Source organism: Lysinibacillus sphaericus (assembly GCF_002982115.1).
Taxonomy (GTDB): domain Bacteria; phylum Bacillota; class Bacilli; order Bacillales_A; family Planococcaceae; genus Lysinibacillus; species Lysinibacillus sphaericus.
Genome location: NZ_CP019980.1, coordinates 3,283,997 through 3,304,631 on the forward strand (window position 1 = coordinate 3,283,997; position 20,635 = coordinate 3,304,631).

Annotated in this window: 25 protein-coding genes; 5 read left to right on the forward strand and 20 right to left on the reverse strand. The window is 35.9% G+C overall.

Features of this window, described 5'->3' with window-relative positions:
* Positions 1 to 2 precede the first annotated feature (2 nt).
* Positions 3 to 326, reverse strand: coding sequence for an ASCH domain-containing protein (locus LS41612_RS16350; protein WP_029747113.1), 324 nt, complete (start codon positions 324 to 326; stop codon positions 3 to 5).
* A gap of 36 nt (positions 327 to 362) precedes the next feature.
* Positions 363 to 689 carry a hypothetical protein gene (locus tag LS41612_RS16355; RefSeq protein WP_024361435.1) on the reverse strand — a complete coding sequence of 109 codons (327 nt, stop codon included), beginning with the start codon at positions 687 to 689 and terminating at the stop codon, positions 363 to 365.
* A 438-nt stretch (positions 690 to 1,127) separates the two neighbouring features.
* On the opposite strand from LS41612_RS16355, the gene LS41612_RS16365 reads away from it, so the two are divergent.
* The gene (locus tag LS41612_RS16365) at positions 1,128 to 2,006 is read left to right on the forward strand and encodes a DMT family transporter (RefSeq protein WP_024361436.1); all 879 of its coding nucleotides are present in this window, start codon (positions 1,128 to 1,130) and stop codon (positions 2,004 to 2,006) included.
* Positions 2,007 to 2,070: 64 nt separating this feature from the next.
* Here the strand turns inward: LS41612_RS16365 and LS41612_RS16370 are convergent, their stop codons facing one another.
* From LS41612_RS16370 to LS41612_RS16400, 7 genes are all read right to left on the reverse strand, one after another.
* Positions 2,071 to 2,811, reverse strand: coding sequence for an alpha/beta hydrolase (locus LS41612_RS16370; RefSeq protein ID WP_231785811.1), 741 nt, complete (start codon positions 2,809 to 2,811; stop codon positions 2,071 to 2,073).
* Between the two features lie 81 nt (positions 2,812 to 2,892).
* Positions 2,893 to 3,342, reverse strand: a complete 450-nt coding sequence (locus tag LS41612_RS16375; RefSeq protein ID WP_024361438.1) for a hypothetical protein — start codon at positions 3,340 to 3,342, stop codon at positions 2,893 to 2,895.
* A gap of 72 nt (positions 3,343 to 3,414) precedes the next feature.
* Positions 3,415 to 3,864 (reverse strand): GNAT family N-acetyltransferase, encoded by a 450-nt coding sequence (locus LS41612_RS16380; RefSeq protein WP_024361439.1) that lies wholly within the window; start codon positions 3,862 to 3,864, stop codon positions 3,415 to 3,417.
* A 204-nt stretch (positions 3,865 to 4,068) separates the two neighbouring features.
* On the reverse strand, positions 4,069 to 4,311 hold the full coding sequence (locus tag LS41612_RS16385; protein ID WP_024361440.1) for a hypothetical protein: 243 nt from the start codon (positions 4,309 to 4,311) through the stop codon (positions 4,069 to 4,071).
* Positions 4,308 to 4,487 carry a hypothetical protein gene (locus tag LS41612_RS16390; protein WP_024361441.1) on the reverse strand — a complete coding sequence of 60 codons (180 nt, stop codon included), beginning with the start codon at positions 4,485 to 4,487 and terminating at the stop codon, positions 4,308 to 4,310. The genes LS41612_RS16385 and LS41612_RS16390 overlap by 4 nt, the downstream gene beginning before the upstream one ends.
* A 32-nt stretch (positions 4,488 to 4,519) precedes the next feature.
* On the reverse strand, positions 4,520 to 4,960 hold the full coding sequence (locus tag LS41612_RS16395; RefSeq protein WP_024361442.1) for a hypothetical protein: 441 nt from the start codon (positions 4,958 to 4,960) through the stop codon (positions 4,520 to 4,522).
* Positions 4,961 to 5,117: 157 nt separating this feature from the next.
* On the reverse strand, positions 5,118 to 6,074 hold the full coding sequence (locus LS41612_RS16400; RefSeq protein ID WP_024361443.1) for a DUF2268 domain-containing putative Zn-dependent protease: 957 nt from the start codon (positions 6,072 to 6,074) through the stop codon (positions 5,118 to 5,120).
* 188 nt (positions 6,075 to 6,262) lie between these two features.
* Here LS41612_RS16400 and LS41612_RS16405 point away from each other — a divergent pair, with 188 nt between their 5' ends.
* On the forward strand, positions 6,263 to 6,736 hold the full coding sequence (locus LS41612_RS16405; protein WP_024361444.1) for a YbaK/EbsC family protein: 474 nt from the start codon (positions 6,263 to 6,265) through the stop codon (positions 6,734 to 6,736).
* 68 nt (positions 6,737 to 6,804) lie between these two features.
* Here the strand turns inward: LS41612_RS16405 and LS41612_RS16410 are convergent, their stop codons facing one another.
* The 3 genes from LS41612_RS16410 to LS41612_RS16420 form a co-directional block, all read right to left on the reverse strand.
* Positions 6,805 to 8,061, reverse strand: a complete 1,257-nt coding sequence (locus tag LS41612_RS16410) for a glutathionylspermidine synthase family protein (protein ID WP_024361445.1) — start codon at positions 8,059 to 8,061, stop codon at positions 6,805 to 6,807.
* Between the two features lie 24 nt (positions 8,062 to 8,085).
* A complete protein-coding gene (locus LS41612_RS16415; protein ID WP_024361446.1) occupies positions 8,086 to 8,814 on the reverse strand; it encodes a hypothetical protein in 729 nt (242 codons plus the stop codon).
* A 155-nt stretch (positions 8,815 to 8,969) separates the two neighbouring features.
* Positions 8,970 to 10,016, reverse strand: coding sequence for a DUF418 domain-containing protein (locus tag LS41612_RS16420; protein ID WP_024361447.1), 1,047 nt, complete (start codon positions 10,014 to 10,016; stop codon positions 8,970 to 8,972).
* 186 nt (positions 10,017 to 10,202) lie between these two features.
* Between LS41612_RS16420 and LS41612_RS16425 the strand changes: the two genes are divergently transcribed.
* Together LS41612_RS16425 and LS41612_RS16430 are read left to right on the forward strand one after the other, a co-directional pair.
* Positions 10,203 to 10,958 (forward strand): MBL fold metallo-hydrolase, encoded by a 756-nt coding sequence (locus tag LS41612_RS16425; protein ID WP_029747115.1) that lies wholly within the window; start codon positions 10,203 to 10,205, stop codon positions 10,956 to 10,958.
* Positions 10,959 to 11,072: 114 nt separating this feature from the next.
* Positions 11,073 to 11,336 carry a Parvovirus coat protein VP1-like protein gene (locus LS41612_RS16430; RefSeq protein ID WP_080653284.1) on the forward strand — a complete coding sequence of 88 codons (264 nt, stop codon included), beginning with the start codon at positions 11,073 to 11,075 and terminating at the stop codon, positions 11,334 to 11,336.
* A gap of 126 nt (positions 11,337 to 11,462) precedes the next feature.
* Here the strand turns inward: LS41612_RS16430 and LS41612_RS16435 are convergent, their stop codons facing one another.
* Positions 11,463 to 12,326, reverse strand: a complete 864-nt coding sequence (locus tag LS41612_RS16435; RefSeq protein ID WP_024361449.1) for an AraC family transcriptional regulator — start codon at positions 12,324 to 12,326, stop codon at positions 11,463 to 11,465.
* Positions 12,327 to 12,714: 388 nt separating this feature from the next.
* On the opposite strand from LS41612_RS16435, the gene LS41612_RS16440 reads away from it, so the two are divergent.
* A complete protein-coding gene (locus LS41612_RS16440; RefSeq protein WP_024361450.1) occupies positions 12,715 to 13,785 on the forward strand; it encodes a branched-chain amino acid aminotransferase in 1,071 nt (356 codons plus the stop codon).
* A gap of 135 nt (positions 13,786 to 13,920) precedes the next feature.
* Here LS41612_RS16440 and LS41612_RS16445 read toward each other — a convergent pair whose 3' ends face one another.
* From LS41612_RS16445 to LS41612_RS16475, 7 genes are all read right to left on the reverse strand, one after another.
* A complete protein-coding gene (locus LS41612_RS16445) occupies positions 13,921 to 14,277 on the reverse strand; it encodes a hypothetical protein (RefSeq protein ID WP_024361451.1) in 357 nt (118 codons plus the stop codon).
* A 94-nt stretch (positions 14,278 to 14,371) separates the two neighbouring features.
* Positions 14,372 to 14,761, reverse strand: a complete 390-nt coding sequence (locus LS41612_RS16450; RefSeq protein ID WP_024361452.1) for a tautomerase family protein — start codon at positions 14,759 to 14,761, stop codon at positions 14,372 to 14,374.
* Positions 14,762 to 14,835: 74 nt separating this feature from the next.
* Positions 14,836 to 16,272 carry a phytoene desaturase family protein gene (locus LS41612_RS16455; RefSeq protein ID WP_024361453.1) on the reverse strand — a complete coding sequence of 479 codons (1,437 nt, stop codon included), beginning with the start codon at positions 16,270 to 16,272 and terminating at the stop codon, positions 14,836 to 14,838.
* The gene (locus tag LS41612_RS16460) at positions 16,269 to 17,357 is read right to left on the reverse strand and encodes a glycosyltransferase family 2 protein (protein ID WP_051147708.1); all 1,089 of its coding nucleotides are present in this window, start codon (positions 17,355 to 17,357) and stop codon (positions 16,269 to 16,271) included. Before LS41612_RS16460 ends, LS41612_RS16455 begins: the two co-directional genes overlap by 4 nt.
* Positions 17,358 to 17,378: 21 nt before the next feature.
* Positions 17,379 to 18,029, reverse strand: a complete 651-nt coding sequence (locus LS41612_RS16465) for a lysophospholipid acyltransferase family protein (protein WP_024361455.1) — start codon at positions 18,027 to 18,029, stop codon at positions 17,379 to 17,381.
* Positions 18,022 to 18,768, reverse strand: a complete 747-nt coding sequence (locus tag LS41612_RS16470) for a carotenoid biosynthesis protein (protein ID WP_024361456.1) — start codon at positions 18,766 to 18,768, stop codon at positions 18,022 to 18,024. Before LS41612_RS16470 ends, LS41612_RS16465 begins: the two co-directional genes overlap by 8 nt.
* A gap of 120 nt (positions 18,769 to 18,888) precedes the next feature.
* Positions 18,889 to 20,472 carry a phytoene desaturase family protein gene (locus tag LS41612_RS16475; RefSeq protein WP_370510642.1) on the reverse strand — a complete coding sequence of 528 codons (1,584 nt, stop codon included), beginning with the start codon at positions 20,470 to 20,472 and terminating at the stop codon, positions 18,889 to 18,891.
* Positions 20,473 to 20,635 lie beyond the last annotated feature (163 nt).

Genomic DNA, 20,635 nt, shown 5'->3' on the forward strand with positions numbered 1-20,635 from the left:
TCTCATCTTATCGTAATCGCTAAAGTTCCCCATTTTATTTCTTGTTCTGGCGTGTAAATTTCATATGTACTGTCTAGCATTTCTTTCATTGTCCAACCTTCACAATCAAACCCTTTAAAAGGAATATCATTATACATCGCTTCAAAAGTATCGTATTTTCTCAACCTTGTTACTTGCACTCTAAATGTTTTATTTTTTTCTGGAATCCTAATAAATTCAATAGTATCTCCGACTTTAATTTTCCTTCTCTTTTCATCATTTAATCGAACCTCTATTGTCTTTTTCCCTTCTTTTATCGATGTGAAATATTCCTCATATATGCCCATGTGATGTAATACTTGAACGCACCTCCCTCTGCGAATTCAATAAGATACTTCCTTCTTTTTTCTTTTGATTAGAAAGATAGCCCACCAAACAACTAAATAAAAGAATCCCATAACTGCATAAATAGACCAAGGTGACCCTTGTTGTAAGTGGGCAATTAAATGTTCAAATTCATCCACGCCTTTTTCTCTCCCAATACTATTTATAATACTAAAAATCGGAATAGTGATTGTCAGTACTGCTGAAATAATCGATAAAATGATGTTCTTCTTTCGGATAATACTTAATATTGAAGCACCCAATGTTGCTAATATAAATGTGTAATAAATAATCCATACCCAATTCGGAAGAGTTTCCCAATACATTTACTCACCTCTACTATTCAAATAATGACCCTTTTAAATCTATGCCATAACTATGCACAAGGATAGCATGTAATTGCCCTCTATGTGATAAATATGAGCTACAATTTCTAACAACCATTCATACCGTGAGTATGTGACTTCCCAATAAGAATCATTTCCTCTGACTTTCTCTTTCTGCATATTTCATTATTAAGTCCCCCTTTTGTCTCCCAAAAAATCCACTTCACTTTTCGAAGATTTCTAATGGTATAATAAGTAAAATATAATTTTTTATGAAACAGGAGGAACTTTTCATGTCATTATCCGATATAAATATTTGCGTTTGGAAGCCACTTTCAACATCACCGCCACCACCGTATACTCCGAATAAGCTTATATACAAAACAGATTAAGAATCTGCGAGATATAAGCTGTTTCGCAGATTCGAAGGAGTATACAATGAAATCAAACATTCAGTTTATTTTATCCATGGTCATTTTCGGTACAATTGGTTTAGTAGTACGAAATATTGACCTATCTTCGAGCGAAAGAGCTTTGCTAAGCAGTTTTATTGGATGCTTGTTTTTAACAATCGTCTTTTTTATTTTGAAGAAAACAATAGCATGGCAGTTGGTAAAAGCGAATGCTGTCATTTTGGTGTTTTCTAGTATTGCCTTGGGGGGAAATTGGATTTTCCTTTACCAATCCTACGACTATACGACAATTGCCAATGCAACACTTGGCTATTATTTTGCGCCCGTGTTTGTCATGCTTCTTTCTCCATACGTACTGAAAGAACCATTGTCTTGGAAAAAAATTGTTTGCGTTCTGGTTGCGATTACCGGTTTAGTATGTATTGTCGGTGAAGGTCTAAGTGCATCAAAAACTGATGATCTTCTTGGACTTTTTTATGGATTAATTGCCGCCGCTTTTTACGCTATATTATTGTTATTAAATAAATTCATTCACGATATAGAAAAACTGGAACTGACGATTATTCAGCTTGGAACTACCGCTGTACTTCTCTTGCCTTACGTTTTGTTAACGTCCGGTTTTGATATCGTAAAAGTATCTGGTTCATCCATTCCTTTTATTTTAATTTTAGGGATTTTTAATACGGGGATTGGATTTTGGCTATTCTTCTCGGGTATGGAGAAATTAAAGGGGCAAAGTATTGCCATGCTCAGCTATGTTGATCCCTTTGTAGCCATCTTGATTTCCGCTTTTATTCTACAAGAGCATATGACAATGCTTCAAATACTTGGGGGTATATTACTACTAGCCTCAACTTTTGTTAGTGAAATAAAAACGAAATCACTGAAATTTATAAAACACTAAATGAAGAAGACACAGTGGGAAGTATTGATTTCCCACTGTTTTGATGGAAATAACTTGATTGAAACTACCACGTTAAATCATGTAAAAAAGCAAGTATATCCTGGTTTATGTCATGCAGATCTAACCCTAATGTCATCAAATGTTTAGAGTTTGGATACCCTTTTATTATTTTATGCTGCGACATAACGTTGTGAAAAATAACTTCGGCACTTTCTTTATACAACGGATCATCCAATGCACCATACATTATTCGAATAGGTGCTGTAATCAATGCCAACTTATCCATTGTTACATCAATTAACTGTTGAAATTCCACCAATGTATGATTAGGCAAATTTTGTAGAAGGGCCATTTCCATATTTATTTGGTCCTCGTTTTTTCCTTCGAGTCGTTTGTATTCCTTTGCATAATAAAAGGCGCGCTTTTGAAGAAATAAAGCTTCCCTATGTCTTGGTACGGACATTGTCACAACACCATTTACCTCTAATTCTTGAGCAACTTTTAAGGCAAACACGCCACCAAGAGAAAGGCCGATTACCGCTATTTTTTCATACCCTTCATCCTTCAACAACTGGTAAGCTTCTCGTACATCCTCCCACCAATCACTCGGTCCAAACGTCAGCAATTCTTCTGCTGGTAAACCATGTCCTTTGTACAAAGGTGCATAACAAGTATAATTGTGCTGTTGCAAATACTTTCCTAGCTTTTTCATATCCATCGTATTGCTTGTAAAAGAATGTAATAATAAAACCGCTTGCTTTCCACCTTTATAGAAAAAAGGCTTAGGTGGTACAATGTTCATCATAATAATTGAATCCCTCGCTAAAATATACTTTGACGTTCACATAAAGTATACCATCCAAAATAGTCGCAAATTACCACGAACTCAGCTTCTTAGAACTGCGGAGAAATTATCAAATGCATGTAATACATCATCACCTAATGGATGACCAAATTCTTGTTCTTTTAAAGGTAATATCCCTTCCTTTTCAAGTTGCTGTAGATAGCTTAAAAATGCGCAAGAAATAGCTTCCATATAAGCCTTTAGCTTAAATTGATATGTATCTGTACGTTGTGGATAATGGCCTACATGTTCAATAAAAAGATTTTGACCATCACTTGAAAATAAATAATAATCAGCATTCCCGTGACAATCTAGCTGTGCCTCGCTGATTTCACCTTTATAAAGTGCCGATAACGTTATAAAAAAATGCGGAATTGCTACAAAGCCTATACCTGATTGAAAACGAAATAGCTGCATATCATCGGAAACGTCGAATTGTATATCTCCACCGCTCAGTCGAATATCGATACAACATTTATAATTACCATCCATAAATCCTACCTCCAAAAAAGAAAAGGACCAAAGAATGGCCCTATTCCTTATTCAACTACTCTATCAAACTTGTTACTCTACTATCTTGATTACTGCCATTTCCTTACCGAATCTATCCCCTTCATCCATAAATCCTAAACTTGTATATAAATGATGGGCTTCTAAATTTTCTGGATGGTAACCTACAATTATTTTCTTTGCATTCGGTAATTTAGCCATCTCTGAAAGCATTAACGCAGTTGCAACTTTTCCAATACCCTTGCCCTGAAAAGTCTTATCGACCATTATTCGATATATCCAATAGCCATCAAGTTCTTCTTGAACGGAATTGTACATTAAAAAGCCAACCACTTTTTCATTATCATAAATAGCATATGGCTTTAAAGTAGGCTCAAACTTTGATTGGGCAATTGAAATTGCATTGGATTCCATGAATTTTTTTTGCTCTGGTGATACTTGTAATTCACAACAGTCATACCAGTTTTCTGCATTTAATTCGACAATTTGGACATTTTGTTCCATCTTCATTTTCCCCTTTCATTTTTCGGGGAAACGCTAAATAACTTTGTTAGTAAGGCGTTATCCCCTTGTAACCATTCACATTTAATCTCGTATTTTCCATACTGAACGCCTCCTTAACAATTGCTGTTCTTCACACTTTTTAATTATACCTTTTTCCACTAAAAACCTTTTATATCAAATTTCCATTCCTAGTCAGCTCGAACATTAGTAAACATCAATTTCAATGGAATCCCACAATTCCTTGATTAATTGACCATCCAGTTTAATCTTTCGAAGTAAATCTTCAGCGTCTTCGCCAATTATTTCACTCGCTGAATCATAGAATTTCCAAAACATAAACTGACCAGTTCCACGACCTATATAGTAATTTTCTTTTTTATAAATGAAATGAATTTCTCTCCCCATCGTTAGATCATGCAGCAAATCTGTATAATTGTAATCTTTCATAAATCTTCATTCTTTAAATGTTTGGCATTTATAAAAAAGGCTGTGCCAATTAAAAATAATCCTAGACAAATGAACATAGCTATCCCCGAATATTGATCTTGCAATATAGTTGTGCTTATTAACATAACGACCATCATTAGTACAAGTGCTCCATATAAGCCTTTAATATACTTCATTAGTTATTCCTCCTTATCCAACACATGGATTGCTAAAGTTTCTTGCGAGTTTGAGAAAAGATAAAGAATACGACAAATAAAAACGCTAAAATCCCCAAACCTTTAAAGATATAGTGTATATAGCTTTTTTTGTAAGTATAGGGGCCTTCTCGGAAGGCTTTGATATACTGATTGTCTCCAACTTGGACGGCAATTGTATCATCCGTATTAATACCAACAATTGAATAATATTTCGTCCCTATTGGATATACATTTGAAAAGTTCCCTCCATATTGTTCCATATCGGAATACTTCGTGACTTCTCCAATTTCTTTATCAATATTATTTACATTTTCATCGCTCATCACATAAATATAATTGTCCCAAACAACGAAAGGATATGCCCAACTTGTTGCGTTTGCTTTGCATGGAAAAATGGCTATAACTAGCATACTTACAATAACTACAAAAGAAATAATTCTTCTATAACTCAAGTGCTCCACTTCCTCACTCAAACGTTTGCCTAATTTGACGTTGCCAACAGAAAGAAAGTTACAAAATATTCCACATTAAAACTTATTGTGCCCCTAGTTAAGAACTGACTGCCTTGGCAACTCCATAGAACACCATTGTTATGTACCATTTATTGCGCTATTGATAATGTTTAATATAATTTCCCTTTTCAAAAATTTCTTTCGCACTTAGAGCAATCCATTCCTTTGGCGTTATATTTGGGTGTAAATCAAGATAGGATTTAACCATTTTATAGCCTTCACTGTAACCATAATTTATAGGAAGCTCATTTCCCCCAAAAAGAATTTCTGATGACCTATTTATGTCTTCACTATCGAGATCTCCTGCAATTTTCGACCAATTTTCTTTATTATATGTTAAAGATAAATCAAATAAGGGTAAATGAATATCAGGATACACTAGATTTGCGAACATAACCGCCTTCCCTTCAAATGCTAGATTATCCAGTACAGTAATAGCTTTATCTCCACTTAGGTACTTCTCAGCCCAAATACTATGGTGATATTCATGTGCTATTCCTATTCTTAAATAGTCATCCGTAAAACTTTCATGGTATTGGACCAATATTTTATTTGCCCCTACGGTTAGCAAACTTGTATTTTCATTTGTAGAAGGGAGGACACATATCGTTGTTACCTTCTGAGAAGGAATAAGATTTGAAGATTTAAAAAGTGCTTCACTTATAATCTTTTCTGTATCTTTACTGTCAATTTTTTCGTTTATTTTTTCAATTTCTTCAAAGCGATCAGGGGCAGCATTTAGAACTTGATCAGCCATATAAAGATATTCTGCATTGGCAAAACAATCACTATAGATTGGATTAATAACCTCTTCTTTATAAATTTCCAATTTTGATTGCTCTGGGTTACCTTCAACTTTATCTTTATAGTTGTCAAAAAGTTTATAGGCATTGACGATTTTAAACTTTTGCTTAGTTTCGGGATGTTCGAATGTGGTAATGATACTTTCAATATTTTGTTTTATATAGGACTTTTCTGTTTGTGTACACGATGCAAGCAGTAAAATGATGTTTATTAGAATAAATGCAGTAAATATTCCCCTAAATTTCTTCAATAACATTTCACCCTTTTTAGAAATTAGATAACAAATAAATTTTACCATATTTTACATTTATATTTTAGTTTCTTAATCAATCTATTATTATACGGCTATCAGCAATTACATAGTGCTACACCATTCCTATCTTTAAATTCTGAAAATTATGTTAAAATAGATAAAGAACACAGCAAGGAGGGTTTTAAATGGCAATTGAAAAAGTACGTGAGCATTTAGCACAGTGGAATTTACAACACAAAATACAGGAACTAAGTGAAAGCTCAGCAACCGTTGAAATGGCTGCAAAAGCACTTGGCTGTGAACCAGAGCGTATCGCTAAAACACTATCATTTCTTGTAAATGATGGGGCGATTTTAATTGTAGCAGCGGGTGATGCCAAAATTGACAATGCTAAATATAAAGCGATTTTTGGCACGAAGGCTAAAATGCTTGCCAAGGAAGAAGTCAATGCACGTATTGGACATGATATCGGGGGTGTTTGCCCATTCGGTATTCATGATGGAGTTGTCGTTTACTTAGATGAATCGCTTAAACGTTTTGCAACGGTATTTCCTGCCTGTGGCAGTAGCAATTCCGCTATTGAACTTAGCATTCACGAACTAGAAGCATATACACCTTATCAACAATGGATTGATGTCTGTAAAGGTTGGAACGATTAATAAACTAATATGGAAAGTAAAAATCCACTGAGCCTCCTGCATAGACAGAAAGCAAAGTGGGTTTTACCTTATTTATAGCCTATAGCTAACCAATGGGAATCCCATTCGGTAATTTGATTGCCTACGCGACAAGACAAACCACACGCGCGATTATCAGCGATAAAAGAGCCGATGAGCCATTTCTTAGAATGGAAGCCATCCGTCTGTTGAATATTGATGGAAGGCATTTCAACGTACTGCTGGTAAATAAACAAATTATCATCATAATGTGTGTAGGCAGATGCATTTGTTTTAGAGCCGTCTCCAGCATAAATTTCTACTGTATTGCCTTCACGAGAATAGACAGGTTTTTTCACAAAAGGCACTCCATCTGCTACAAATGGCTCTGCGGACAAATAAGTTGGTAACATGTACTTATTAATTACAGACCGCTCCTCCGCATTAAATAATAGTGGATCATTTTTCCGCTCCCAAATTAGCCATAATAAAATTTTGGACTGAAGAACATAGGCCGCTGGCGCATTAATAATGGCAAGCTTACGATCTTTTACAAGTTCTAGTAATTGCAGACCAATTCTTTCACCATCAGATGCTATATCGTCAATTAAAAACTCCACTGGATGTGCGGGGCGATATAAAATATCGATTTTTTCCATAGAAGGTGTATAAAGCCCTCTCATTACGCTAGGCGTATCTTTAGAAAAAATAATTAGCTTTTGGATAGGTACATATTCAATATCAAATGGGACACAAGTTTTTAAAAAATTCACCTGGCAATATTCCTCAAAATCCTCTTCAGCCGTTTTTCCTGTTATAACTATTTTAGGTTTTTTAACATCATGTAAATAATGCATTGCGGCAAAAAGTGCACCAGATAGCGTTTTTTGCAATGCTGCTACATCATTAGGATTTTCTAGTTGGAAATGCTGACAGAGCTGTTCATTCATTTCAAACGTTTCTTGGACAAGAAATGGTGTTTCTCCATTCAGTTCTAGACATTTTATATCGCCTTCCTCCGTACAAATAAAATCAAAACGAGCAAGGATGGACTGTTGCTGTAAATAATCCAATTCGATATAAGGCATCATTTCCGACCGAATGCCAAGGGCAAAAAGCTGTTCGTCTGTTAAATGCTTAAATTGTTTTCCAACTTTTAAAAAGATTTGCCAAAGCATCTTCGTGGCGTAATAAATCTCGTCTATCTTCTCTTTTTGCAGTTCCATCACATCGTATAAAGCATATTCTAGATCTTCAAAATCAGAAAAGAAATTAGGAAATTGCGAATAGAATTTTAGCCGTTGCTTACTATATGTAGCGTGTTCCATCGTGCTTCCTCCTTTTCCAGTCGGTTAGGACGAAGACGAGCCTCCTCTAGAAGCCCCTCCAGAGCCGAAACCTGATTTCCCAGCGTTTGATGAAGAGCTATTATACGAACTACCACTTGAAGAGGAACTAGAACCATTGGAATATGAACGCTGACCGCTCGAATAAGAATTCGTGTTAGTCGAATTTGTATTTGAACCACTAGATGTTGAAGCATTCGAATTCGTATTATTTGATGTAGAACTATTTACATTTGAGCTTGAACCACTTGTTGAGGTGCCAGATGACGTCGAAGAAGAACCTCCCGTTGTGATGCCATTTTTCGAGTTTGTAGCATTCGATTTATTCGTATTCGTTGTCGATCCTGCCGCGCCGCCACTGTGATTGTTACGCTCCGTGCCATTTTTTAAATTACGACTTTTGTAAATGGCACTACCAATCATTGCACCCGCAGTAGCATACATTAACCCATTAAAGAAATGCTGTGCGTAATACGAAGAATTTTCGTCTAAACATTCATATGAACCATCATCACTTTCTTGCCACTCATCACAAGCATCAGCCATCTCACTGTTATGTACATTTAGCAATTCATCTTCATTCGTCGTTTGGGAATTATTTTCAACCGTATCCGTCGTATTAACGGGGTCAGACTCCTTCACTACCTCCGTTTCAGCATTACCGCATCCTGCTAGTTGCATCACCATAAACGACGCTGTAGTCACTGCCATATATTTTTTTAATTGTTTCGTCATATTTGTACTCCCCTTATTCTTGTTATCTATTTTACGGATAACTTGTCATTTAGTTTCATTAATTTTACAAATTTATACTTTCAATAGTAACAGTATATGATTGTTATTTCAAAAAACGCCAGTGCAATAATGCCCTGACGTTAATTTTTTGCTATTTATGATTTTACCGATACTTTTCTTCCATAAGTCATCCATCTCCACACTTTTTCTAACGGACCCATTTTAAAGAATTTAAACCATATAACACTAAAGATAATTTGAATGACAAAAATGATAATGGCAATTATCACTATATAGGAAGTTGATAGGACTTCAAGTCCCATTAACTTTATTATAGCTAGCCCTATAAAGCTCTGAGCTAAGTAGTTTGTAAAAGCCATTTGTCCGACACGCCCAATAGGCTTTAATATTTTTACAATCGGCTCATGTTCTAAAATAAGCAATAAGCAAGCTACATAAAAATAGGTCGTCGGGATTACACCTAAACCAAGTAGTAAATGAAGATGCGCATCTTGATTTTGAGAGGCAAACCCAATCCAACTAGATAAGCCTATAAACAATGGACATGTTACATAAATCACCCATTGAATTGGCTTAGTATGTTGTCTTACGTTGCCTATCCAATTAGCTTTTGCAACGAGAAAACCAGTTAAAAACATAATAAAAATCGTCATGATATCATTGCCTAAGAAATCAAAAATTGTTGATAAGAAACTTATATTTGGCATAAATATTTGGCCCAATATACTCACAATATAAACCGCAATCAAGCTAAATAGCCATTTGCTCATTGTAGAAACTTTTGCATGATAAAATGGCAACAAAAAAAGACCGATTACTGCATAAGCAGATAAAATGGAGCCCCAGAAAAAAATTAAATGGACAATCCCTATAAGAAATAATGCTAGTAATCTTCTTGCAAAGCGCCATCTCGGCTTATCCCCCCGAGCTTCAGCACGTGAAGTAAAAATATAATAACCTACACCGAAGAGTAATGAAAAAATCGAAAAAAATTTCTTCTCGATAAATATATCAATTACCGTATCTAGTATGCTATTGAATTTGCTATAAACAGGCAATGGTTGTCCTTCAACTACCAACTGATAAGCCCCCACATTTATAAATAATATGCCAAATAGCGCTAAACCACGAATAATATCTAAGGAAACAATCCTTTCCTTTTGTGTAACGGTTGGATTCATTCTCCATAACTCCTTTCATCAATACTGTATTTTTTGCTCCTTCGCAAGTATAACTACGCAACCTTACAGCAGTTTTTTAATTAGCTTACAAAAACCTTAACTGTTCTCCACCTTCTACTAATTAGTAGAAACAAACTTCATAATATGATAGCGTATGTAAAAAATAAATCACTTGAAGGAGTTCATATGACCATTCGCCTCCAACATATTCGACACGCAACGTCGATTTTATTTATCAACGAAAAACGCATACTAATTGATCCAATGTTAAGTGATGTCAGTAAACTTGCACCCGTGCCATTTACCCGAAATTATCGTAGAAATCCATTAACTCCATTACCTGTTCCACTAAACATTTTTGAAGATATGGATGCCATCTTATTAACGCATCGTCACTTTGACCACTGGGATAAAAGAGCGATGGCTATCCTGAACAAACAGATTCCTGTCTTTTGTCAGCCACAAGATGCCACAGCAATACGGTCTGCGGGTTTTAAAAAGGTAATAGCTATCAATGATTGTTATGAATGGGAAGGAATTCACTTGAAACGACTAGCAGGACGACATGCACCTGGTATTACTGGCAAATTACTAGGACCTGTTTCTAGCTTTTGCTTAAATACGACGGAAGAAGGTTCCATTTATATCGTCAGTGATTGTATTTGGACACCAGCTATAGACAGAGCTTTCAGAGAGTTGCAGCCGGATATCGCCATTTTAAATGCATCAGAGGCACAGATGATATGGGGAACTGTAATAACAATGACGCGCGAAGATGTTGCACGTATTGCTCGCTTATCCCCAAACACAAAGCTTGTGATTGTCCATCTTGAAACCATCAATCATTGCAAATTAAGCCGAGCGCAGTTAACTAATTTTCTAGACGAGCAGCGACTAGCACACGTATCAGTGCCGAATGATGGTGATATTTTGTCGCTTTAATTTTCACTACTTCATCCATTCTTTTTTGAGTTATCACTAGTTTTTCATCTCTTTTCAAATGTGAACGCTACATAATGTATAGTATGAAAACTTTTTTGAAAAGAGGTTATCACTGTGAATAGGAATAGAAAAATAGGATTTTGTTATCCAGGCTATAGATATTGTGGACCGGGATGTTCAGGCCCAGGCGCACCAACAAATGCAGTTGATTCTTGCTGTAAGAAGCATGACGAATGTTATGCCAAATACGGTAGAACAAAATACTGTGATGATAGGTTTCAAAAATGTTTATTGCCACAAATGAACACCAACAGCAAAATGAGCAGGGACGCTAAATTGTTCTATAAAGTATTTCATTTGCGCCATAACTTCTTTTAGAACAAAATTTTAAGTCTGCTCGACAAACAAGTCAAAAAGCCAAGAATAAATTACATTCTTGGCTTCACTACTCTTTACGAAGTTACAAATTGTTTGAGAATTGTTTGCGTGCCTGGCACCGCCTTACTACTTAATCGGTATCCAAATTTCCGAATATAAATTTTCACTTGTAGGATCTTCATCCGTATAAACCTCTAATTCAGCTGTTCCAGCAGGTTCATATGGATTGGATGGGAACCATTCCGAGAAAATTTTCTTCCAAGCATTTTGCATCGCATCAGGCATCGGGCCTCGCACTTCGAATACAACCCATTTGGATGCCGGTACTTCCATTGCTAACATATTTTCAGGTACTTCTCCTACGTGATCTGTTGCAATCCAATAGTCTATTAAACTGTTATCCTTATAGTTTTCATCTGGTACACACACACCAAGTACCCCTTTGATTTGCCCGTTGTTTAATGTAAATAATTGCTCGTCCATACCTTGCCCATTTAGTTCATTCCAAAATTGAGGTATGCCTTGTAAATTCTCACCTGTTTGGCAATTATACGTTCTTTTGACACCCACGACTTGAAACTTCTCTTTCTCTACAATGTTATATTTCATTGGTTCTGCTCCCTTCAAAGTCACCTGGATTATCAGGCGATTGTATGATTGTAATGGTCCTTGCTGTTTACGTACTTCACTTGGCGTTACGTTATGCTGCTTTCGAAATGCTTTGGTAAAAGCTTCAGGAGAGTCGTAGCCATATTTGTAGGCGATGTCGATTACTTTACTATCTGTATTGATTAACTCTTGGGCAGCCAACGTTAATCTTCTTCGTCTAATATAATCTGCGATAGACATATCTGTTAAAATAGAAAATGTCCGTTGAAAATGAAAAACAGAGGCATTTACTTCTTGTGCTATTTGTTCCATCGTAATGGTTTCATGTAAATGCTCTTCTATATAATTTATTGCCTTTTGAATCGACTCAATCCAACTCAAATGCCCTCACTCCTTACTTCAAGATTATCGTATTCAATTAATTTCATCCTGTCTTTTTATGCTATCTTTGGACAGGTACCCCCACTTTAATTTCCAAACCTTTACTTCAATCATAATCGTTTCGACGTGCTAATTACATACATACGTTAGCATTTGAAAGTTGAAGACTCTAATTATGCCTATCTTGGACGTCACAACTAAAGGACAGGGTGCTCACCTTATGAAAAAACATTTCTTTATCTATGTAATGTTGGAATTTGTTGAATTAAATAAATATTTCAGCAATTTTATTAATTATTAGTAGATTCTTAGTATTTCATTAATTTAAAATAAACAGTATTATTAAGTATTATAGATAAATCACCTAATGACATAAGACGCGGAGGATATGACGATGTTAGAAATTAAAAAAGAATTAACAACACAACCAAAAGAAAAACCTGCAGTAGACCAATTAGGGTTCGGACAATTTTTTACAGATCACATGTTTATAGTCGATTATACTGAAGGAATGGGATGGCATGATCCACGCATTATCCCGTATCAGCCACTTTCTATCGATCCATCAGCAATGGTCTTCCATTATGGACAAGCTGTATTTGAAGGCTTAAAAGCTTATGCAACAGTAGATAACGGCGTGCTATTATTCCGTCCAGACCGTAATTTCAACCGTTTAAATCATTCAAATGAGCGTATCGTCATTCCAGCAATTGATGAAGAACTTGCGTTAGAGGCGTTAAAGCAATTAGTAACATTGGATCGTGAATGGGTTCCAACCGCACCAGGAACATCTCTTTATATCCGTCCATTTATTATTGCAACCGAGCCTCACTTGGGCGTACACCCTTCGAATAGTTATCAATTTATTATTATTATGTCACCGTCGGGTTCTTACTACAAAGAAGGCATTAATCCAGTCAAAATTATGGTGGAACAGCACTTTGTACGAGCTGTTGTGGGGGGAACTGGCGAAGCAAAAACCGCTGGTAACTATGCAAGTGCCCTGAAAGGACAAGAAATTGCGCACAAGGAAGGCTACTCTCAAACATTATGGCTTGACGGCAAGGAACACCGTTATATTGAAGAAGTAGGGAGCATGAATATTTTCTTCAAAATAAATGGTACTGTCATTACGCCAGCATTAAACGGAAGCATCTTACCAGGTATTACGCGTGATTCGATGCTGCACGTATTAAAAGCAAAAAACATCCCAGTCGAAGAACGTCGCATTTCAATTGATGAAGTGGTTGAAGCCTATCATAACGGCACATTGGAAGAAGCATTTGGTACGGGCACGGCAGCAGTTATTTCACCTGTCGGAGAGTTGAAATGGCGCGACGAAAAAATCCTAATTAATAACGGTGAAATTGGTGAAATTTCACAAATGCTTTACGATACATTAACAGGCATCCAAAATGGCACGCTTGAAGATTCATTCGGTTGGACAATTAAATTATAGAAATAACAAATAAAAAATAGCTTGAAAAAGCAAAAGTGTTAGATTGACCACAATCAATCTAACACTTTTTTGTTGTCTACTTTGGAAGAAGCTTTTCTCCTCCTCTGCTAAAATATTTTTACAAATGGATGATTTTTAATGACATTGGAATAACACTAAAATAGTAGTACCTTTAGCGCTTTTCCACAGCTCTACAAAAAAGCAATAGCCATTAGGAAAATCATTTAAGCAAGCTTCATCATCAAGGCTAATATTATTTTTATACTTTGTACACCATTCAGACTTAACATCATGCGTTACTAAACGCTTTAACGTAATTATTCGTTCCGTTTGAAAGTGACAGATAAAAATTTCTTCTAATTCGCCACTAAAAATCATTTGTTCAAGTTCCCGTAACGTAACATTATTAGCGTAAATTTTATTTGATACGCATACTTCATCGTGAAACATCTGATTGTTTTCTTTGTCTATGAAGTAGCCTTTTCTTATCACGTTGTTCAACCCTTTTTGTTTAGTACTTGCCTAAGTAAATTTCGATAACCGTTTGTTACAAAGGTCTGTCATTTCAATCTACCTATACAAAAACTCATACATTTACGTTATAAGTTAATGTTAACTCATCTCCAGGCAGTCCCCGTATTCCCCAATTATGTTTTGGCGTTTCAAAAATCGTAATTTCGATATCTTGAGGCGCTATACGCAGTTCACTATGAATCTTGTCAAACAACAATGTAAATAATTGCTTTTTCGTTTCCACTGTTCGACCTTCAAACATGCTTATTTCAATAATGGTATAGGCATCACTTCTATCACTGGGAAAGCAAAAATCTTCTTTATCCATCGGAAAAATGCGATGAAATTTCTTATCTGAAGGCAATGCAAGTGCCTCTACCATACATGCATGAATAATCGTCGATAATGTTGCCTTAATAGGATTTAAGCTATCTTTCACACCATATATTTTAACTTGCCCCATATTATCTCACCCTTCTGGTTACCCCACTTATAACAATTCTATAAAAACTGCGAATGTCCTTTCAATCACTGTCGCTAATGTTGATTGACAATTGCATCGGCTACATGCATGCCACCTAATGTCACAAGAGGTGATCCCCCTCCTGGATGCGTACTGCCACCTACAAAGTATAAGTTTGATGCAATCGAACTCTTATTGGGATGACGAAAAAAAGCACTGCGAAAACTATTGGATGCATACCCATATAAAGCACCCTTATAGCTATTGAAGTCTTGTTCAATCGTTTGTGGCGTAATAATTTGCTTTTGTACAATGGCGTCTTTTATATAAATGCTATATCGCTCAAGTTGTTTCATTATTATTTCATCATATTGGTAAGGTGGTGTTTGCCCAGCGGGTGCATTCACTAAAATAAGCAAATTATCACCTTTAGGAGAACGAGTCACATCTGTTTTAGATGAATTGCAAATGTAAATTGTCGGCTCGTTCGCATAAACCTTTTGCTCAAATAGTTGCTCAAACTCGTTAAAATAGTTTGGTGAGAAAAAGACATTATGGTGTTCCAAAGATGCTATCTTTTTATTTAAGCCTGCTAGAATAACGAAAACCGAGGACGATGGCGTAATCTGCCTCTTTTTTGCGAGAAAGCTACTGTCCATTAACGTTGGCATTGCCTGTAAAATATCTGCATTTACTACCAATAAGTCACTAGAAATTTTCTCACCCTGTTTGAGTTCAATACTTTTTGCTACACCATTGTCTATATCAATATTTATTACTTCACTGTTCGTATAAATTTTCACCCCAAGCTCACGTGCACGCCTTTCAAAACCTTTGGCAATTGAAGCCGTCCCACCAGGTACATAATAAACGCCTTCCACAAGTTCTAAATAGGCAATCATCGCAAATGTGGCAGGTGTCTTATACGGAGACGACCCAATATACGTTGCATACCGCAAAAAACATTGCAAAACAAAAGGATTCGTAAAATAACGTTGCAAAAACTTTTCCAATGTTTCAAAGGGGCGAACTGCTAAAAGCGCGTTGGCTAGTTTCGGTGATATAAAATCCTTTTTTGATAGAAAAGCTTTATTTAAAAAATGCTGTCTTGCTAAAAAGTATAGTCGAGATATTTCTGTAATAAAGGCTGGATAATTTTTTGCTCCATGTGGATCTAAATGCTGTAACTGACGAATCATAAACGCTCGATCATTTGACAAATAAAATGTTTCGCCATTTACTCCTACATTTTTCATATGTGGTTGTACCTCAACAAAGCGAAAATAAGGGGCTGCATCAACACCTGTTTGTTCAATTACTTGATTAAAGACATAGGGCATCGTTATCGTATTCGGTCCAAAATCAAAATAGTAGTCACCTAACGTAACTGGACGCATTTTACCGCCCAGCGTACTATTTTTCTCAAATAAATGCACCTCGTATCCTTTATGTGCAAGTGAAATGGCACAGGCAAGCCCGCCTAACCCACCGCCAATAATACTAACCTTCATTTATAAGACCTGCCTTTCCAAGTATAAGCTCCCCCTGTTTTCGATAACACAACTGAACGCCATAAAATACATAACAACGCCACAACAGACCCCGAAATACCTAAACTATAAACGATTGGTGTTTTACTTGCGATATCACAAATCATTTTGTGTATAACTGTGATAATAAAAGGAAGTATAAAAAGTGGTTGCCACGTCGTCACACCATACACACCAAAGATCAATGGCACGATATACAATAGCGAATAAAATAATGTTAAACCAATTGCCATTGGGAGTGATCGACCAATTCCTACAAAAATATTTTTAGAAAAACCTTCCCACGTCTCTTTACTCGTTTCATACATATGACAATGCACACAATCCGTAACATTGGTCAGTAATACACGATGGCCATTCCGCTTCAGTATTTGTGCAATTTGTATATCTTCTACTAAAGAGCTTTTTACTGCCTCATGTCCGCCTATTTGGTCATAACTTGCCGTTTCAAAAAACATAAATGCGCCATTTGCAGCCGTGGTAGCCGGAATTTTGGTAAAGTTTGCAAGCACAATTGGTAAATGGAAATAGACAATAAAATGCATCATTGGAATAAGCATTTTATCAAGCCAATTTGTATAATGGAATTTAGGAAACCCTGTAACTAGTGACGCATTGTATTGTTTAGCTCTTGCTATTGCATAGGTAAGCGTATGTTGATGTAGTGTCACATCTGCATCAATAAAAGCTAAGAAACGACCATGCGCATGTTGACGGAGCTGATAACAGGCGTGTACTTTTCCAATCCAGCCTTCCTTTAATGGTTCGCCACGAATAACTTGAAATCTAGTATCATCCCCAATTTCTTGAAGTAATAATGAATAGGTGCTATCAGTCGATTGATCTTCATAAATTATTATTTCTATATTTTCATAGCGAATATTTTTCAGCATTGCAATGCAATTTTGCACATTTCTTGCTTCATTTCTCATCGGCACTAATACTGAAATCAAGGGATACTCATGCAAGGTGAAGTGGCTTTTTAAGTTAGGTAAGAAAGTGAGATTTAAAATTGTCCATATGCAAAAACCTAGTAAGATGCTCATTAAAATAATCAAATTCACACCTCATAATATATTGATATATTTTTCATAATGATTTGTAACTACATCTTGCTTCAACGAATTCAATTGGGCTGTCATAATTTCCTCAAAATGCTGTGTAAGAATTTCATTGTTTCTTCCTTCTGTCTCGATGGGACCTCCAATAGAAATCCATACTTCCCCTTTTATCATATGGCGAAAAGTATAGTATATCGTAACTGGAATAACAGGAATTCGAGGAGATTTTCCCGCTAAAAAAGCGGCCCCCTTTTGAAATTGTAATGGTCGTGCTTCTAAATGAACCTCTGCCCCTTGTGGAAACAAGGCAACACTTTTTTCTTCATATAATAACTTTTGTGCATAACGGAGCGATTGCACCACATGCTTTGTACTTTGAGAATTGACAGAAAAAGCACCGATCCATTTAAAAATCGGTACTTGTTTTATGCCATCTTCATGCGTCATCATATAAATTGGTGGTACTTTCTGTCGCTTTTCCAGTTGAAAAAATATAAGTCCATCCCACCAGCTACTATGATTGGCAATAAAAAGGGCATTTTTTGGCAAGGGCTCCTCTATAGCAAGCCAAATTTTATGAAAATAGCGATTTAATAACCTTTGTTGCACGAGGTGAAACATCCAAGCAGCAACTTTACTTTTTTTTGCCTCAAACATAATGTTCATCTCGCTTCATAGTTACAAGTAGGATAGCTAAAACGATTACTGGAATGATTGCTGCTAAATAGAGTTTGTTTAACAGGGCGATAAATGCAAACATACAAATCATTAAGCTATATAAAAGAACCATACGTCGTTGCCACTGCTTATCTACGTTTAGCAAGTTGCCAAAGAGCCCTATGACAATATGTAAAACCAAAGCAGTTAAAAACCAGCCAAGAAAATTCGTCAGTGGAATGTCATAATAATACCCGCTCTGTTCCCATATCCAATATTCTTTGACTTTAAAGGAAACAGGATCAAGCACTAAATCAAACACCACTGCTAATAGACTAGCAATGATAGAGCGAATCGACCTATTTGGTAGACGAACAATATGCACTATCGCATGGGAAGTGGCAATCACCATAATCCAAGCGAAACCAATTGCAATAGGCACGCCAAAAAGATTAGGTGCGAAATATTGCGTATAATGATAAGAACCAAAAAGTATGGAATGAGTAGATCCTAAATATTCGACAATAAACGTTGTGATAAAAATGAGTGTACTAATACTCACACCATAAATTGCGCCAAATCCCCTAACAAAATAAATTACCCCAAGCACACCCGCTGTGATAATAAAAACACTGTTTGCCCATTCAAGCCATGTTGGCAATAGATTAAACCCTACTAAAATCACACCGAAGCTATACCAAATAAGAAAAAAATAAAAAATATAATGTTGCCACCTCATAAAGTTGTGCTACCCCACCTTTTTGTATTTTTAAAAAGATTCATACTAACCTTATGAACTTAATCCTTAGACATTGCTCCGGTGCGATGAAAGGAAAACACTAGATTACTAGATTTATCATTAAATTTGTACCGCATCAATGCCGTTACCATGCCCTTTCGGCATTTTAGGGTCAAAGAGTTCTACTTTTGGTAATGGCTTGACAGCAAATTCAGTCATCTTTTCTTTTCTTAAAATACCATTTGCCGTAATACGCGCCGACTCTAAAATAATAGGTAATCCACTTCCTGGATGCGTACCTCCTCCTACTAGCCAGCAATGATCTAACTCTTCAAATTTATTATGAGGACGGAATGTTAGCATTTGTGTTAACTGATGTCCTAGATTAAAGGTCGCCCCTTTATATACATCCATTTCCTCTTCCCAACCTCTTGGTGAAATCATTTTTTCTTCCTCAATATATTGCGCAAGATTGTCAACCCCAAGTTTCTGTTCAAGCATTCCTATTAACATATCACGATAGTCTTTTTCACATTTCTCCCATTCGATATTACTAAAGTTATTCGGTACAGGTGCAAGAATATAGAGCGTTGATTTCCCTTGTGGTGCAACTGTTGGATCAGTTACAACAGCATTTTGGATATAAATGGAAGGGTCATCTGATAATATTTTGGCATTCGTAATATCTTCCACATTTTGACGATAGTCCTCAGCAAACCAAATTGTATGGTGTGGCAAATCAAATGTTTTATTGACACCTAGATATAACATAAATGTTGAACAAGAGTATTTTTTCTTGTCTAACTTTTCCTTCGAATATTTTTTTAGTACACCTGGTTCTACTAGATTCGTCATGGCATGAGCAAAGTCTCCGTTAATAATGACATCATCAGCCGCAACTTTTTCACCATTTTCTAAAATAACACCTCTTACTTTACGTCCATCTAACCATAATTTTGATACACCTGTGCCTGTAAAAATTTCTCCATTATTTTCACGTACAACTTTAGCCATCGCTTGTGTCAACTTGTTCAAGCCACCTTTAACATGATAAACCCCATAGGCATGCTCAATATAAGAGAGAATCGAAAAGGCACCTGGACTTTCCCAAGGAGACATACCAAGATATTTCGCTTGGAAAGTAAATGCAAGCTGTAATTCTTCTTGTTTATAATAACGCGATAATGTATCAATTAAAGATTTACCGACTTCTAGCTCTCCTAATGCTTTTAAAACCTTTGGTTGAAGTAAATCTGTAAAGCGATTCATACTCGTTTGTAGAACAGGGGCTAATTTTTCTAATTTGCGATTTGTTTCCTTCATATATCGCTCATAGCTTCCTTCATTTCCCGGGAAAAGCTCATTCATTTGGCGAATCATTTCGTTTCTGTCACGTGTCATTTTAATTTTTTTATCACTAAAAATCAGCTCATACATAGGATTCAAGTCAATTAGCTCTATGTAATCATGAATATTTCTTCCAGTAAGTTCAAAAATCTCTTCTACAATATATAGCATATTTAAAAATGTAGGACCCATATCAAACTTGTATTCGCCTAGCTGTATTTCGCTCGTTCTCCCACCAATATAATTCTTTTTCTCAAATACTTTTACATTGAAACCCTTTGCAGTTAGCAACATCGCTGATGCTAACCCACCCGGGCCAGCTCCGATAATAATGATTTCTTTGTTCTTTTTCATCATAAAACCTCCCTATATCCTTAGTTAGCTAGTATTTGCAAAGTTGTTTTAAATGGTCATGTTCTTGTATAAGTAATCCAGTTTTATATTATACAAGAATTCTACAACAAGTATACAACTGCTGTACAAAAATTTGCAAATAATAAAGAAGCTAAAAAATGCAAAA

Bases quoted from the DNA above. Each gene is read 5' to 3' on its own strand.
- LS41612_RS16465 (WP_024361455.1), bottom strand. From the start codon at position 18,029: ATGTTTGAGGCAAAAAAAAGTAAAGTTGCTGCTTGGATGTTTCACCTC.
- LS41612_RS16455 (WP_024361453.1), bottom strand. From the start codon at position 16,272: ATGAAGGTTAGTATTATTGGCGGTGGGTTAGGCGGGCTTGCCTGTGCC.
- LS41612_RS16425 (WP_029747115.1), top strand. From the start codon at position 10,203: ATGACCATTCGCCTCCAACATATTCGACACGCAACGTCGATTTTATTT.
- LS41612_RS16365 (WP_024361436.1), top strand. From the start codon at position 1,128: ATGAAATCAAACATTCAGTTTATTTTATCCATGGTCATTTTCGGTACA.
- LS41612_RS16460 (WP_051147708.1), bottom strand. From the start codon at position 17,357: ATGAGCATCTTACTAGGTTTTTGCATATGGACAATTTTAAATCTCACT.
- LS41612_RS16415 (WP_024361446.1), bottom strand. From the start codon at position 8,814: ATGACGAAACAATTAAAAAAATATATGGCAGTGACTACAGCGTCGTTT.
- LS41612_RS16390 (WP_024361441.1), bottom strand. From the start codon at position 4,487: ATGAAGTATATTAAAGGCTTATATGGAGCACTTGTACTAATGATGGTC.
- LS41612_RS16350 (WP_029747113.1), bottom strand. From the start codon at position 326: ATGGGCATATATGAGGAATATTTCACATCGATAAAAGAAGGGAAAAAG.
- LS41612_RS16450 (WP_024361452.1), bottom strand. From the start codon at position 14,761: ATGGGGCAAGTTAAAATATATGGTGTGAAAGATAGCTTAAATCCTATT.
- LS41612_RS16470 (WP_024361456.1), bottom strand. From the start codon at position 18,768: ATGAGGTGGCAACATTATATTTTTTATTTTTTTCTTATTTGGTATAGC.
- LS41612_RS16380 (WP_024361439.1), bottom strand. From the start codon at position 3,864: ATGGAACAAAATGTCCAAATTGTCGAATTAAATGCAGAAAACTGGTAT.
- LS41612_RS16370 (WP_231785811.1), bottom strand. From the start codon at position 2,811: ATGATGAACATTGTACCACCTAAGCCTTTTTTCTATAAAGGTGGAAAG.
- LS41612_RS16385 (WP_024361440.1), bottom strand. From the start codon at position 4,311: ATGAAAGATTACAATTATACAGATTTGCTGCATGATCTAACGATGGGG.
- LS41612_RS16475 (WP_370510642.1), bottom strand. From the start codon at position 20,472: ATGATGAAAAAGAACAAAGAAATCATTATTATCGGAGCTGGCCCGGGT.
- LS41612_RS16405 (WP_024361444.1), top strand. From the start codon at position 6,263: ATGGCAATTGAAAAAGTACGTGAGCATTTAGCACAGTGGAATTTACAA.
- LS41612_RS16375 (WP_024361438.1), bottom strand. From the start codon at position 3,342: ATGGATGGTAATTATAAATGTTGTATCGATATTCGACTGAGCGGTGGA.
- LS41612_RS16440 (WP_024361450.1), top strand. From the start codon at position 12,715: ATGACGATGTTAGAAATTAAAAAAGAATTAACAACACAACCAAAAGAA.
- LS41612_RS16420 (WP_024361447.1), bottom strand. From the start codon at position 10,016: ATGAATCCAACCGTTACACAAAAGGAAAGGATTGTTTCCTTAGATATT.
- LS41612_RS16410 (WP_024361445.1), bottom strand. From the start codon at position 8,061: ATGGAACACGCTACATATAGTAAGCAACGGCTAAAATTCTATTCGCAA.
- LS41612_RS16355 (WP_024361435.1), bottom strand. From the start codon at position 689: ATGTATTGGGAAACTCTTCCGAATTGGGTATGGATTATTTATTACACA.